Genomic DNA, 15,421 nt, shown 5'->3' on the forward strand with positions numbered 1-15,421 from the left:
CAAAAGCTCTTCTGCGCTACCGTCTACTCTCGTTTTCAGTGGGGCAAAGATACATCCTTATAACTACACAAAACAAAAGTATTTAACATAAAATTCATATAATAATCACATTGGGGATAAGTTACCCTGTAATAAGCTTATTTAAAGTTCATTACAATTAAAATCGAGTTATCCACAATAACAGTGAATAAAACCAAAAAGCTTTTTTGCTAGAAAAAACGTTTGATGAGTGCTTTATATATGGAGTATCCGATCAGGCAGCCTATAATATCTGCTACGATATCCAAGGTTTCCATTGATCTGCCTAATCCCATTTCTTCCTGAAGAATTTCGGTAAGGAAGGCATATAGAAGTATGATCTGGAAAAAATACGAAAATTTGATTCTGGGAAAGGTAGCAATGAAGGAAAACCCCAGCATTGCAAATATGCTCACATGCAAAACTTTGTCGATACCATTGAACATAAACCAATATTCATGGTTTTCTTCACCGGGCTTGAGAAGCATATAAGTAAGAAATGCCCAATAAATGGGCAAAATCTTACTAAATATTTTTGAAATATTATCCAATGATTGCCTGGTATTCTTCTGCAGTAAGTAGTTCTGAGTGATCTGCACCATCAGCAAGCTCTAATTTAATGATCCATCCGTTTCCATAAGGATCTGTATTTAAAAGCTCAGGTTGATCTTCCAGTTCGGAATTAAACTCAATAACTTTTCCAGCGACAGGTAAGAATAAATCTGAAACAGTTTTCACTGCTTCTACACTTCCGAAAACCGCTCCTCCTTCAAGATCATCATCTACAGTATCTACATCTACATATACGATATCTCCAAGTTCTCCCTGTGCGAAGTCTGTAATACCGATGGTAGCAACATTACCTTCAACCTTGATCCATTCGTGGTCTTTAGTGTACTTTAATTCTGATGGTGTATTCATTTTAATTTTTATTTTGTACAAATGTATTCAAAATAATAAAAGGTTCAAAGAGGTAATGAATATCTTGATCAAATTTTGGATGGAAAATAAAAAAACATTCCTGAATCAGCGATTGGATTACTATCTTATTACTTTGTTATAGCTTTTAATTCTTTAATTTCTTGTGCTAACTTGTTATTATTTTCCTGAAGTTTTTTAAGCTGCTTATTTTGCTCGATGGTATATAATGTAAGTTCCTCAATTTTCTGCAGAAGTTTAATCTGAAATTCTCCGATATTAACTCCCTCTTTCTCCATTTGTGCTGCCGATGCAATTTCAGGAAGATGCTTTTTTTCTTTAATATGTTTTTCTACCTCATCTAATTTTGGCAGCTTATAATTTTCATCAAAAACAAAATCAGCTGTTGGAGTCAGTGTTACCTTTACTTCCTTTGCTTCGAATTTTCCATATAAAGCCATATTACCATCGTCAGAAAGTTTTAATCTTGAACCATACATTGTTCCATCATTTGAATAATTCCAGAATTGTAAAGAATTACCATAGCCTCCTGTCATATTGTATATAGCCCACTTTCTGGCAATATTTGAGGATGTTTTTGTAGAGTTTTCTAAAATAAGCACGCCTCCTTCATTTGAATTTGCCAGAGAAGAGAGCTGGCCGCTAACTTCAAATTTGTCTCTAGTTAAAGTAGCTATGATTTTCCTCTCGTCCGTATTAGATACTAAATTAAAATTAATCTGATTCTCCAATAATCGCATATAAGAACCTCCTGTATTTGTATTAATACGAGGAAATTTTTGACCATTAAAATAGTTTCTTACATTATTCCCAATTCCTACACCTGTATATGTTTCTTGCGGCTCTGAAGCCCAAAACGACAAATTAGCAGAACTGTTTCCTCCATCACCTGATGAATGTAGTAGAATTGTAGAATTTTCATGATTTCCAAAAACGGTTAGCTTTTCAGATGGGGTTAGTGTTCCTATACCCACATTGCCCATTATTGTTTGTTTACCTGTAAAATCATTTGCACCTTTGGTTGCTAGCTCATTCCAAGAATTCCAAACACTAAAATCCCCATTTCTAGTTCTAAAGGATATATTACTTCCATTATAAGCGGCACTTATTTGTGTATCATATTGATTTGCAAAGCCTCCAAAACTTATTAGTGAGCCATTCCAAGGTGTTCCGGAAGTAGCATAAGCAAAAGTATAACCTCCTGTAAAATTATCAGCTGAACCGGGAGCTGAAATTGACACTGTAGGGGACAGATTTTGTGCCGTGGACATTATAGACATTAGGGTGAAAAAAGGTAAAATAAATCTCTTCATAGTTTTATGTAAATTTTGAGCAAAGATATCATATAAACCAAGGCATTCCAAAAAACGTGAATTAAAACTATAAACCCTTTCTTTTACAGAAAGGGTTTATTATTTTAACAATTATATATTAATTTTTTTCTTAGAAACCACCGCCTGAATCTCCAAATGTAAATGTTGCAGACAGACCTGCTCTAATAGTAGACAGCGGGAATGCCGTTGATATTTTGTACTTGGAAGTCATCTGCTCGTAGAATACTCTCAGGTTCAGGTTTTCTGATACATTGTAATCTGCGGAAAGCTTTATATTCATCAATTTCTGACCTCCTGTAATCTGTGAATCATTCAACAGGATGTTCATGATCGAAGTTTTACTGTCTCTTAACGAGATATCCCCTCTAATGTTAAGGTCACTTCCTTTTCCTCTTGAACCTCTTGTATTGGCCATTCCTAATCTGAAATTCTTAACGATATATCCAAGTCTCACTACATATTCGGTATTGGCATCTTCAGTAAGGGTATGGTTTACCAATCCTAACATCAGCATTCTGTTTCTGTTATACTGAAGCCCAAACTGCATGTTGTTTCTCATCGTAACATCTATACCGATAAGCGGTGAGAATGATTCTACGTAACCAACCTGCGAGAAAGTAAACGGATTAATATAATCATTATTAACATCGAAGGCATTTCCACCTGAAATCCTGTTAAAGTAGTCAATACTTGACTGGATACCGGTTGCTGTATAGGTCGCCGTATATCCGTGCTGTATATCAAACTTCGTAAACTGACCGTTAATGATAGGAATATTCCTTAAGCCTGAATAGATGACCTTCCAGTTTGGAATAGGAAGTCCCGCTTTTTTAGCATTGCCGATCTGTTTAACGGATTTCCCTTCAACTGCCGCCCTGAATGCAGGAATCAATACATAGGCATTGGCAATACTGTAGTGATCCGCAAAGCCGTCACTGTTCAGTATTTCTCCTATTCCCATCTGCTGGGAAAGTATCATTGCATTTTCTCTTATCGCCTGGTAAACAGCCTGGGTTTCTTTAAATGAGGTTTTAAGAAGCACCACAGAGTTGGAGTACGTTACCAGATCGTTAGCAAAGGTATAATCGTGATTGGCTGTTCCAAGGTTGTTCCTGTTATTAAATCCTGATTGTGAGAAGTTTCTGTTATAATTATGCAATGCACTAAGGTCAATCCTGAAATCATTAATCGGAACGATCTGTAAATTGGCTCTTAATTCTCTGGTGGACATCCTCACATATGGATCCGTCATATAAGGGGAATCACTTACCCAGCCATTTTCAAGCACTGTTCTTCTGATATCGGCCTGCGATCCTAAAAGGAATCCAATGGTTGGTCCTCCCAATGTCTGACCGTATCCATACATATTAGGTGCTGAAAGTAAACCTGGAAGCACCGTTCCGTTATTTTCGGAATAATTAATATCCAATTGTTTGAATGAAGTCAAAGCGAAAGCTGCACTCTGCAATAATGTCAGTTTATTTTTGAACTTATAGCCCTTATATCTGTATCTTTTCTTTTCCCATTGCTGTGTATAGACGTTGTTCAAGGAATCTATCTCCTGTTTACGCTTCTGCAGTTTTGCAGAGATGTTCTTGAAATATTTAAACTGGCCAAAGAACTTAGGAATATCTGCAGTAGCCGTAGCCTGAATCACATTGGTATTCTGACCTACAGAACCTAGGCTTCCCTCAGGACTTGAAAGAAGTGCCGTAGATCTTGCATTCCAGTTATAAGTAAGCCCATACCCTATTTCTGCGTCAATAAAATCCAAATATGGAAGATACTGGAACGGCAGTTTGTAATTAAGCTGAACTCTGTGATTATACAATACCGGTCTACCGGCTCTGAACACATTTCCAAAGATGGATTTGTCATTCATCCCGTTCACATCCACATTATCATTAAGGGTTCTTGTCGCAGAATTAATTTCCAGATTCAATGATTTGGTAAATTTAAATCCTAAGCCATACTGCCACCCGAAATAGAAGTTTCTGTTTCTGATCGGAGCAAAACTTTCACCGGTATTTCCGTTCAGGATTGCTTCCACGTTTCGGAACTCAAGCTCATTGTAATTTCTGTCTATTTCCGTTCTGAAAGATAATCTTGTAGGAACCGGATTGAAATTGAATTCTTTAATCCATTTCAGGTATTTCGTGGATTTTGCCGTATCACTGATCATTTTGTTGAATGGCTTAATTACCCATGGCTTGAAGGTGTAATTATAATCAACATATCCTCTCAGATACTGTCTGTAGTTTTTAGAAGTATAAATATCTCTGTAATAATCATCATTATAGACTGCAGTTACAGAAACGTTTTCAATATCATAGAACTTAGGCTTTTTATTTGGATTTACCCTTTCTTTATGCATATTGACAACTCCAATACTTCTTTGTTGTGTATATGTTCTTGCTACCTTCTTAAGCTGTTCTTTGTTCGCTGCCTTGCTGAATTGTACATCGGTATCAAGAGGATTATATTTTGGATCCTCAATGGTTTGCGAATAGGAATAGTTTAAAGGAATCTTCATTCCGCTTTTTTCAGGAAGGAACTTATCTACATTGACAGCGGTATTGATACTGAATGCAGATTGGGTAGACTGATTTCTTTCCGCCGGTTTTGAATCTATATTCCCGAAACCTACGGAAGTATAAGATGCATTGGTATTGACGGTGGCAAAATCTCCAAGGTTGAAGTTTAAGCTTGCATTACCTGCATATCCTCCGTCATTTTCAATTTCGGAAAGGCGGATTTCGTTTACCCATAGAATTCTGGTGATGGAGTTTGAACGGCTTGTATTTCTTACCCCGATCATAATAGTCGTAATATTTCCTAAACTTGGACGTCCTTTGATATAAATCCTTTTTGACTCATCTCCAAAGTTAGGATCCATAATTCTGTCTACAATATTGGTTGAGTTTTTATCTCTTCTGATTTTGGCGTCTACAAAATTCTGAATTTCAAAATCGACATTATTTTCAATCGGCCATATTTCCAAAGGAGTGGTTGCAGTTCTAGGAGTAAGCATCATTTGAGATTCATACTCATAATAGTTGTCTGTAGCATCACTTCCGAAACGGATAAAGAATTTAGATTCGGAATCAATACCCTGGTATCTGTCAGTAGGATCCTGAGCATGTACAAAAAATTTAAGCTTTTTATATCTTCTCATATCCAGGGTAGTATTTTTGAAAACTCCTCTTGCTTCTCCGGCAAGATTATCTACCTTCATGTAAAGGGAAGCTTCATTCTGTCTCTGTGCTCCCGCATTTCCACTTAACACCTGTCTGTCGATTCCCGGAGGCAATACATACGGAGGCTGGTTTAATGCATTTTCCTCAATATTTACGCTTCCTACTTCGAAGTTGTTATTTTGCGCTATACCTACCCCTTCCTGCTGAGAAGTTACTGTTGGGCTGGCAATTTGATTAGGATATCTTCTCCAGTCTGATCTTACAAGATCCATGGTCCCAAATCTTAAAGTAGAAGTGTTCTCAAAACCTGTAAGCATTAATCTCGCAAATCGTACGTTGTTAAGTACTGATGCACTTCTTTCTCCTTCCGCATCATTCTCAGCATATTTAGAAACAGGAATTCTGAACAGGTACCATTTCACATCGGAAGACTGCCCGTTCTGGAAGGTAGCTTTTACTGTTTTTACATCTACGATATTGTTCTGTCCTAATGCAAGACTTGGTTTATCTAATTTTACAACGTATTCATTATAGCTTTCTGTCTGGTCAAGGTTATAATCCTTGTTGATATCTTCCGCATCCGGAGTCTGGGAAGCTACTTCCAATGAATTGGCCTGAGAGTTTCCTTCCGGGTTTCTGAAATATTTGTATCTCTGAACAAGAGATGCAGCCTGATTTCCTGTAAATTTATCTGACATGAAAAACACAAAGTCATCCACTGCAGGGTCTACCAGGTTGGTAACCGGGTTTACAAATGTATTCCCGAATCTCATGGATTCCTGATCAGAACTTAGACCATCGTAACCCAAATCCTGGGATCTTCTGTCGTCCCCTTCACTTGAAAATGCATAAAGAATCGGTGGCTGTTTCGGCTGTACTCCCCAATTGGAAGTGGTGGTAGTAGATGGTGCTCCTGGCGTTGGAAGACCATTTTCATACTGCATTTTGCCATCTTTCAGGATATCTTCGGAAACGTTTCCTAATTGAAGTAAAAGCCTGGCATTGTTTCCTAAAACGGTTCCGTCCGCATAAGGATCCATCATCCAGAATTCTACATATTCTATATTCGAGTTAACGAAATTGGAAACACTGATCGGTCTCATGATCCCCGCCCATCTGGAAGCTGCTGTTTCAGAACCAGGATTAACGTTATAAGGACCTTTTTCCTGAGGATAATAGGAAATATCTAAAGTATTGGTGAAGGTTTGCTCACCTGCAACAAAATCTCTGTTGTTATAAATTTCGGAGTACTGAACTCTTCTGGATGCGTGATTGGAAACAGATTGTGCTGTAATTCCCGCAGGTGCTCTTCCTCCTACTCCCCAGAATCTCGGGTCAATGTTGTACCATGATAAAAGTCCTCTTCCGTAGCCGCTTGTCAGGGCATCATCACTTGGTGCGCCGTTAAACGGAGGTGCCAGGTTTTTCTCAGGTCTTGAAGCTAAGCTCCATGCTGCCGGCTCTTTTAAAGATATTTTAGAGGTTGTCTGTTCGAAATCATCCACATAAGATTGGTCATTCGTCCCTTTATTCAGTCCCGGAAGAAGGTATGCAGCTTCCATTTTGAAGTTCAGGTTGGATGGGGCTTCAGTGTTTACCAATGGAATTTTATCCGTCAGCCTGGTAAGGAAAGGAACCTGATTGTTATACATCATATTGATCCCTGCCATTGTATTGTTGACCGCTTCCTGTCCGTAGTTTACCTTCTGGGTAAGCGGAGATTCGGAATAATTGACAATGGTTCCTCCTAATATGAAGTTTTCACTGAATCTTCTTTCGAGGTTTAATCCTAAGAATCTTTTTCTCTGGGTATTAAATGTAAGCTGGTTTTCCAGTGAAATATTAATGGCCTGTCCGGACTGTTTAACATTTTCGTTGATAATGGTTACCGTTCCCAGCATATAATCTACGGTATAGTCTACCCCTTCTGTCAGCTGAACACCGTTTGCAGAAACTTTTACAGATCCCTGCGGAACGTTTACAGCACCAAGGGAAATTCCCTGCCCTTGTGTTCCTTTATAACGCCCTTCTATGGTATATCGCTGTGCAAGGTTGCTGGAAGATGCCACCTGCTTCTGCTGCCTGTAGAGATCAGTAAAAACAAACTGCGGATCATTCCCGACCTGTCCCTGCATAAAGCTTCCGAAAGGCTGTACTTTGGTAAAGATAATTTTTCCTGTTTCCGGCCTGATGGTAATTCCGTTGACAAAGTCAAAAATACCGTCTCCCAGTACTCCGCTGCTGGCCTGGATATCGCCGTTCATATTAAGACGGTCCCAGTTAAGTAATTTAAGTAAGTTTTTGTCCTGAACACTGGTTCCCGGAAGGTAGTTGACTTTACCTCCGGTTTTCGGATCACGATAAAAAACATTCAGGATGAATCCGTCCTGTGCTACCTGTCCGGCATCCAGCGAATAGATGTTTTTCATCATCAGGTCCCACATAGGGGATTCTGTATTCACTTTATTGTTTACCCTAAGAACTTTGGTTACCAATACCGGGCTTTCTTCGGAGAATTCCCCTACTTTATAGACTTTATTGGTTCCATCCGTGAAGGAATATGAAACCGCTAAAAGCTGATTCTCGTTTAGTTTCTGGTTTAATGAGATATATCCTAACTGAGGCTGCAATGTATATTCATTGGCATTCAGCCTTCTTGCTTTTGTATTGAAAATAAATTGTTCTCCGTTGTCATATGGCTGCGTACTTCCCGGAAACATCTGCCCCTGAAAAGTAGTTGCATAGTTTTTCCCGGCTTCCCTTGTTCCTACCACAGCATTAATTGACTGATACAATCCGTTCTGTGAGTTGTCCGGCAGACCGGCTGCTCCTTCTCCCAAATCCCTGATACCAATAATACTTTTCTGATAAGCCAGGTTACTGTTTCCCTGGTCAAGTACCCATACTTCCAATCTGGTAATATTAACCGTGGAATTGATCTGTGGATAATTGGCCAAAGCATTGTCGTAACGATCCAGGAAGTAATGTCCCAGGAAGAAGTGCTGATTATCTTCGTAGTCAATAGCATTAACCTTGAAGTTATTCATCACACCACCACCCTGTACTACAATATTTCTGGCTTCTCCCTGTTGTTGGGAAAGAACTACCGTTCCATAAGTTTTTCCAAGCTGGAATTCTGATTTTACCCCGAATAATGACTGTGAACCACGGATAAGACTTGTAGAAAGCGGCATATTAACGTTACCGAATTCTACTCTTTTAATGATCTTATCTTCTCCTCCGGCACTAGGCTTGTCTACATCCCCAAGACCTTTGGTCTGAAGATCTTTCCAGCTGCCTTTTGCCTGCCATACGAGGTTCATCCTGTTTTCGAATGCAAAACCACTCTGGGTATCGTAATTGGCTTTCAGCTGGAGATTTTCTCCTACTTTACCTAACAGTCCCAACTGTATCCTTTGGTCGATATCAAAAGTAAAGCTAGTTCTGTTTTGAGGCAGAATCAGTGGGTTATCTATTTTCTGGTATAACCCGGCAAAGTCTAAAGAGGCATATCCGGATGGGATAATCTCTATTTTATTACTTCCGAAAATAGTTTCAAACAGCCTGTTGTTGATCGTTAAAGACGGAATGAGCCCTTTCTTGCGGGCATCAGTTCTGTCTCTTCTGTAAAGGAGACTGTATTTATCGGATTTTTCTTTGTAGTAAGCTTTTGACTGCGTTGCGAGCATAAATTCCTTATACTCTTCGGGAGACATCGCTGTAGGAGGTCCTGTGAATGTATTTCCTATTTTAGGATACACATAATACATTCCTGTTTTTATATCGTAATAGGCTTCGTACCTCGTGGGATCGGCCAGTTGATAATCTTTCTTTATGATCGCAGTATCACGCACCTGTGCAAAGGCACTTACTGACATGCACAGGAACGACAGGAACAAAAATATTTTCAGATGCTTATTATTCGCCACCAAATGTTAAATGTTTTTTAAAATTTGTTTTACCAATTCTTCTACGGAGATCTCCGGATTCTGTTTCATCATTCTGTCCGCGATCTTCTCACTCATACGTTTCGGAATCCCTAAAACTTCTAATGCAGATAACGATTCTTCCTTCACTTTATTATCCACAAAAGAAGAAATATTTTCTTCTGCAATGCTGAATTTTTGGACTTTATCCTTCAAATCCACGATGATTCTTTCTGCAGTTTTAGCACCAATTCCTTTGGCTTTCTGAATGAGTGCGCTGTTTCTCGAGAGGATGGCCGAAGCAATCTCTTCAAGGCTTAAAGTGGAAAGAAGTATAAGGGCAGAAACAGCTCCTACTCCGTTAACGCTTATTAACAGATTGAACATTTCTTTTTCTGAACGAGTGTTAAATCCAAAGAGAAGATGAGCATCTTCCCGTATGATCTGCTGAGTAAATAAGAATGCCGGCTTATTCAGGGCCAGTGCCTGGGAGGTCATCAAACTGATACCTACATAGTAACCAACTCCTTGTACGTCGATTACTGCGTAAGTGGGTGTAAGTTCTTGAACGCTGCCTTTTAAGGAAAATATCATTATTAATTTTTAAAACTCCCAAATATAGCAATTTAAACTAATTAATATTTTCATTTCATGAGCGAATGAGTTTTAACTTAAATTTTGAGTGTACATTCAATGATTTAATACAAAAACAAAAGACTCCAAAATATGGAGTCTTTTACTGTTTTATATTTAAAATTGCCATTGGTCTGGCAGTCTTATTATTTCTCGGAAGCTTTCTTTTCTCTTCTCTGGGCATCGAGAACGGCTACCGTTGCAAGGTTTACAATTTCATCCACACTGGAACGCATCTGTAAAACGTGTACAGGCTGCTTTAGTCCCATTAAAATAGGTCCTATTACCTGGGCAACCTTCATTCCTCTGATGATTTTGTAAGAAAGATTAGCACTTTCAAGATTCGGGAAAACGAAAGTATTGGCAGGAGTTGTTCCTAATTTAGAGAAAGGATAATCGCTCAAATGGTCTGCGTTCATTGCAAAATCCGGCTGGATTTCACCATCAACTATCATTTTAGGATATTTCTCATGAAGGATACTTACTGCTTTGGCTACTTTTTTGGAAGTATCGGAGATAGCTGCAAAGTTTTCGAATCCAAGCATAGCGATTCTAGGTTCTATTGCAAAAGATTTCACGGTGATTTCTGCCATTTTAGCAATATTCACAAGATCTTCCGCCGTAGGATTCTGGTTGATGGAGGTATCTGCAAAGAAAATAGGCTTCTTTTCAGACAGGATCATCATCATCGCCGCTATTTTATCTACTCCTTTATCTTTTTCAATCACTTCCAAAACAGGACGAAGTACTGAAGTATAGTTTTTAGAGAAACCTACGATAAGTCCGTCTGTATCTCCATGTCTCAGCATTAAAGGACCGAAATAATCTCTCTGGCGAACATATCTTTTCGCCTTATATTCATTCATTCCTTTTCTCTGACGAAGTTTCCAAAGGGTTTCCCTGTATTTTTTTCTGTTTTCTTTCTGGTCGTCGTCGCTTGGATCAATGATTGGAATATCCAGATTGATTCCAAAACGCTCCATCTGTTCTTTGATGTATTTCTTGTCTCCTAAAAGGCTTGGGAAGGCAATTCCCTCTTCATAAAGGATCTGCGCTGCTTTCAATACGTTGTATTCTTCGGCATTTCCTAATGTGATTCTTTTCGGATTGGATTTGGCACGGCTCTGCATCATTCTTACCAGCTTCTCGTCTCTTCCCATTCTGTCCAGCAGCTGGTTTTCGTATTCTTCGAAGTCTTCGATGGTTTTTCCTGCAATACCGCTTTCGATAGCTGCTTTTGCTACAGCACTGGATACTTTGGTGATCAGTCTGTTATCAAATGGTTTCGGAATGAAATATTCTCTTCCAAACTGTAAGTTCTGAACATTGTAAGCAAGAATTACCGCTTCAGGTACAGGTTCTTTCGCAAGATCTGCAATTGCGTGTACAGCTGCCAGCTTCATTTCTTCATTGATTCCCCTTGCCTGGACATCCAAAGCGCCACGGAAAATATAAGGGAATCCCAATACATTGTTTACCTGGTTAGGATAATCGCTTCTTCCGGTTGCCATGATGACATCCTTACGGGTTTCAAGGGCAAGGTCGTATGCAATTTCAGGATCAGGATTAGCCAAAGCGAAAACGATAGGATTTTCGTTCATGCTGGAAAGCATTTCCGGGGTCATTACGTTTCCTTTTGATAAACCGATGAAAACGTCGGAACCTTTTACGGCATCTTCTAATGTTTCGATATCGGTATTGGCAATGAAATCCAGTTTTTCAGGCGTAAGGTTTTCTCTTTTGTGATTGATAACCCCTTTGCTGTCGCACATTAAAACATTTTCTCTTTTCAGTCCCAGAGAAATATACAGGTTGGTACAGGCAATGGCTGCCGCTCCGGCACCGTTCACTACCATTTTCACTTCTCCGATGTTTTTATTGGCAATCTGTAATGCATTGATCAGGGCAGCTGCGGAAATAATAGCTGTTCCGTGCTGGTCATCGTGCATTAAAGGAATATTAAGCTCTTCTTTAAGTTTCTGCTCAATGTAAAATGCTTCAGGAGCTTTAATATCTTCAAGGTTGATTCCTCCGAATGTAGGAGCAATCCCTTTTACAATCTGAATAAACTTGTCCGGATCTTTTTCATCAATCTCGATATCAAAAACGTTGATATCTGCAAAGATCTTGAATAAAAGACCTTTTCCTTCCATTACCGGTTTTGAAGCTTCTGCCCCAATATCACCAAGTCCCAATACCGCCGTTCCGTTTGAAATTACGGCTACCAGATTACCTTTTCCTGTATAATCGTATACGGTTTCGGGCTTATCATGGATCTCCATACAAGGAACCGCCACTCCCGGTGAATAGGCCAGTGATAAATCTCTTTGTGAAGAGTGTGGCTTTGAAGGAATGACTTCAATTTTTCCTTTAGGTTCATTTTTATGATAATCCAACGCAGCCTGATTGAAGTTCTTTTCGTCGCGGTTGTTTTTGCTTGACATAGAATTTGTTTTTTATTAAAGTATATACTTAATATGGTAGTCTACTAAACTTTCGATGGGTTTCTGGACCACATGGCCCACATGTAATTGGAATTCTTCCGCAACAGAGCGGAGAATGTGCTCATAATAATACGCAATAGAGCCGATGAAATTGATCTCGGCATCTTTTGATTCTTCATAGGGAATCACCTGGTATTCGAAGAAGTTTTTCATTTCTTCGTATACCATATTTTTAAAGTAAGGGTGCTCCTTTCTTTCGATCACGAATTTGTTGAAATCTGCCAGCCAGGCATTCGGTCTCGGGCTGTGATACATATTGTTCAGGGCTTCCTCTATTTTAAGCCCGTAGCTCTGCTCGAATTCTGTATGAAGGTCTGCAGGGAGTTTTTTCATAAAATATCTTCGTACCAGCTGTTTTCCGATGGCACTTCCGCTTCCTTCATCTCCCATAAGGAAGCCTAAGGACGGTAATTCTATCTTAAGGTTTTCACCGTCAAAATAGCAGGAATTTGATCCTGTTCCTAAGATGCATACTACAGCCGGTTTGCCGCCGTATGCAGCATAGGCTGCGGCCATAAGATCTTCCCTCACAACAATTTCTGCTTTTGTGAATATTTTTTTAAGCTCTTCTTCAATGGTTTCGCAGTTTTGTTTCACACCGCACCCTGAGCCATAGAAGAAGATCTTTGTAATGGAATTTTTGACTAGTATAAGGCTGCTGTTCTTTTCTATTTCAGGAACAATGAGTTCTCGGTTGATAAAATTGGGATTAAAGCCGATGGTTTCTGTTTTTAAAAACTCTTTTTTGAAATCATCCAGTATCACCCAATCTGACTTGGTAGACCCACTATCAACAATAGCAACCATATTTTACATTTTAGTTTAAGGATGCTAAATTATGAATTTATCTTCAAATAGCGTTTAAAAACAGACTGGAAGCTTCTAATGTTTTATATCAGCTTTTTGATCATTGAACTTAAGCAGCCAATCTTCTATTTCATCTTCAAGATAGGAACTCTGAAGCTTGATTGCATTAATAAAATCATCAGGCACAGGATCGTTTGTAGAGTTCTCCAGATTCCACAATTCATTTTCCATATTTTCATATTCTGAATACACTCTTTTGAAGCGGGAATTTTCTCTCTCAAGAGCTTCAATATTTTTTTGCTGAAGCTGGAATTTTCTGTATTTGTTTTGACTTTTCATACAAATATTATTATAATTTGGGTCGTAAAAATTAAGGTAGTATGCGTTATACCGCGCATTACAAGATAGAAAAAACCATCAACACAAGAAGTTGAAAATGAATTTATTATCAGGTTATAATTACATCATTCTGAATATTAAATTTAGAAATTATTTTGGTTCAAAAAAATAATTTAACAACTTTTTTCATTGTTTAACATATGCTTATCACAATATTCCCGAAGCGAAACTTTCAGATCCCTGCACCCATCCCTATTGCTCCTGTTTTTATAGTTTTAAAAATGATAAAAATAAATTTTTCCATTCCATATATAATAACTTTAATTAACTAAGACCCGGGAACATTATTTCTCTGTATACTACTATAACATGATGTAAAAAGCCTCGCACAATATTGTAATTCAATGATTTAAATTAAAATTTAAGTTTAAAATAATCTTTTATTCTTACATTATTAACATATAATTATAAATTTGCAACTTCATATCTATTGAATGAGAGAATTACTAATACGCCAGAAACAGGTATTGTTCTTTATTATAGCCGGTGGGCTAAGTGCCATTGTAGAGATTGGAAGCTTCAAGGCATTCAGTACCTATCTTCCGCATTTCTTTGCCAGAGAGACCAATTTTCACGGCATCCATTATCCGTTAAGTAATATTTTCTCTACAAGCTGCGGGATCATCAGCAATTATTTCCTGAGCATCTGGTTTGTATTCGAAAGGGGCAAACATTCCAAGAAAAAAGAATTTGTCTATTTTATGGCAGTCTCTTTTGTCTCCACTTTATTAAGTCTAGGCTTCTTCCAGATTTTTTACAGCTTTATATTTAAGGATAATATTGATTTAATTTTTTATACCTTAAGCCCGGAAATGATCAGTAAGATCGCAGCAATCCTGCTGGTTTCCATTCTTAATTATTCAGTAAAGAAGAAAGTAATTTTTAACGGATAGGCGGTGACAAAAATTTTAAATTATCTCTGGAGATTCTGGCTGCTGGTACTGGCATTTGTTCTGACAGTCACATTAGGAATCCCTGTTTACATACTGTCTTTTAACAAAAAGCATTACAAATACGCTTACAGGTTTATCCGCATCTGGTGTTTCGGGATGTTTTACGGCATGGGCCTGCGTTACGATCTTATTAATCTTTCTGATCAGAAAAAGGATAAAGGCAAACCGTATGTTTTTATTTCGAACCACACTTCCATTATGGATATTATGCTTACCTGTATCCTGATGCCACACCACCCGATCTGCTTTGTGGGCAAAAAAGAGCTTGTAAAGATTCCCATCTTCGGTACTATATATAAAAGGATATGTGTAATGGTGGACAGAAGCAGTGCCAGAAGCCGTGCAGATGTCTACAGAAGGTGTGCTGAAAAGATGGAAGAAGGAAACAGCATTGCCATATTTCCTGAAGGTGGCGTTCCCGACGATACTTCCATTATTCTTGATGAATTTAAAGACGGAGCATTTACCTTATCCTCCAAACATCATTCTCCTATCGCCGTTTATACTTTTATCGGATTGAAGGAAATATTTCCTTTTGACAGTGGAAAAGGTTACCCTGGAAGGGTAAAAGTATATTTCAACGGAATCATGGAACCATCAGATTCTCCGAGAGATCTGAAAATGGAAGCTTATAAAGAGATAAAAAAAACACTGCTGGAACATTCCATTTAAAAGAAATAGTTATATTTGTTTGCGAAATTTTTAACAAAC

The 15,421-nt window shown here is 38.3% G+C and carries 10 protein-coding genes; 2 read left to right on the forward strand and 8 right to left on the reverse strand.

The annotated features are described in order from the left end of the window. Positions 1-209 precede the first annotated feature (209 nt). The 8 genes from BUB03_RS06505 to BUB03_RS06540 form a co-directional block, all read right to left on the reverse strand. The gene (locus BUB03_RS06505) at positions 210-620 is read right to left on the reverse strand and encodes a VanZ family protein (protein WP_175547489.1); all 411 of its coding nucleotides are present in this window, start codon (positions 618-620) and stop codon (positions 210-212) included. Then, complete coding sequence (gene gcvH / locus BUB03_RS06510) at positions 562-939, reverse strand: glycine cleavage system protein GcvH (RefSeq protein WP_040993778.1); 378 nt, start codon at positions 937-939, stop codon at positions 562-564. The genes BUB03_RS06505 and gcvH overlap by 59 nt, the downstream gene beginning before the upstream one ends. Before the next feature lie 128 nt (positions 940-1,067). Beyond that, positions 1,068-2,270 (reverse strand): hypothetical protein, encoded by a 1,203-nt coding sequence (locus tag BUB03_RS22060; protein WP_228417789.1) that lies wholly within the window; start codon positions 2,268-2,270, stop codon positions 1,068-1,070. Positions 2,271-2,400: 130 nt separating this feature from the next. Next, positions 2,401-9,366, reverse strand: a complete 6,966-nt coding sequence (sov, locus tag BUB03_RS06520; RefSeq protein WP_073061373.1) for a T9SS outer membrane translocon Sov/SprA — start codon at positions 9,364-9,366, stop codon at positions 2,401-2,403. Positions 9,367-9,423: 57 nt separating this feature from the next. Continuing rightward, the gene (gene ruvA, locus BUB03_RS06525; protein ID WP_040993774.1) at positions 9,424-10,008 is read right to left on the reverse strand and encodes a Holliday junction branch migration protein RuvA; all 585 of its coding nucleotides are present in this window, start codon (positions 10,006-10,008) and stop codon (positions 9,424-9,426) included. A gap of 185 nt (positions 10,009-10,193) precedes the next feature. Further along, entirely contained in the window at positions 10,194-12,491 is a 2,298-nt protein-coding gene (locus BUB03_RS06530) for an NADP-dependent malic enzyme (protein ID WP_040993772.1), read from the reverse strand. A gap of 15 nt (positions 12,492-12,506) precedes the next feature. Next, positions 12,507-13,358, reverse strand: a complete 852-nt coding sequence (locus BUB03_RS06535; protein ID WP_073061376.1) for an ATPase — start codon at positions 13,356-13,358, stop codon at positions 12,507-12,509. Positions 13,359-13,433: 75 nt separating this feature from the next. After that, positions 13,434-13,697 (reverse strand): hypothetical protein, encoded by a 264-nt coding sequence (locus BUB03_RS06540; protein WP_040993767.1) that lies wholly within the window; start codon positions 13,695-13,697, stop codon positions 13,434-13,436. 494 nt (positions 13,698-14,191) lie between these two features. Here BUB03_RS06540 and BUB03_RS06545 point away from each other — a divergent pair, with 494 nt between their 5' ends. Both BUB03_RS06545 and BUB03_RS06550 read left to right on the forward strand, forming a co-directional pair. Then, on the forward strand, positions 14,192-14,650 hold the full coding sequence (locus tag BUB03_RS06545) for a GtrA family protein (RefSeq protein ID WP_073061379.1): 459 nt from the start codon (positions 14,192-14,194) through the stop codon (positions 14,648-14,650). 3 nt (positions 14,651-14,653) lie between these two features. Then, positions 14,654-15,382, forward strand: coding sequence for a lysophospholipid acyltransferase family protein (locus tag BUB03_RS06550; RefSeq protein WP_083538873.1), 729 nt, complete (start codon positions 14,654-14,656; stop codon positions 15,380-15,382). The last annotated feature ends 39 nt before the right edge of the window (positions 15,383-15,421 follow it).

The sequence above is a fragment of the Chryseobacterium oranimense genome, from assembly GCF_900129755.1.
GTDB lineage: Bacteria > Bacteroidota > Bacteroidia > Flavobacteriales > Weeksellaceae > Chryseobacterium > Chryseobacterium oranimense.

Bases quoted from the DNA above. Each gene is read 5' to 3' on its own strand.
- BUB03_RS06535 (WP_073061376.1), bottom strand. From the start codon at position 13,358: ATGGTTGCTATTGTTGATAGTGGGTCTACCAAGTCAGATTGGGTGATA.
- BUB03_RS06505 (WP_175547489.1), bottom strand. From the start codon at position 620: ATGGTGCAGATCACTCAGAACTACTTACTGCAGAAGAATACCAGGCAA.
- BUB03_RS06530 (WP_040993772.1), bottom strand. From the start codon at position 12,491: ATGTCAAGCAAAAACAACCGCGACGAAAAGAACTTCAATCAGGCTGCG.
- BUB03_RS22060 (WP_228417789.1), bottom strand. From the start codon at position 2,270: ATGAAGAGATTTATTTTACCTTTTTTCACCCTAATGTCTATAATGTCC.
- ruvA (WP_040993774.1), bottom strand. From the start codon at position 10,008: ATGATATTTTCCTTAAAAGGCAGCGTTCAAGAACTTACACCCACTTAC.
- BUB03_RS06540 (WP_040993767.1), bottom strand. From the start codon at position 13,697: ATGAAAAGTCAAAACAAATACAGAAAATTCCAGCTTCAGCAAAAAAAT.
- BUB03_RS06545 (WP_073061379.1), top strand. From the start codon at position 14,192: ATGAGAGAATTACTAATACGCCAGAAACAGGTATTGTTCTTTATTATA.
- sov (WP_073061373.1), bottom strand. From the start codon at position 9,366: ATGTCAGTAAGTGCCTTTGCACAGGTGCGTGATACTGCGATCATAAAG.
- gcvH (WP_040993778.1), bottom strand. From the start codon at position 939: ATGAATACACCATCAGAATTAAAGTACACTAAAGACCACGAATGGATC.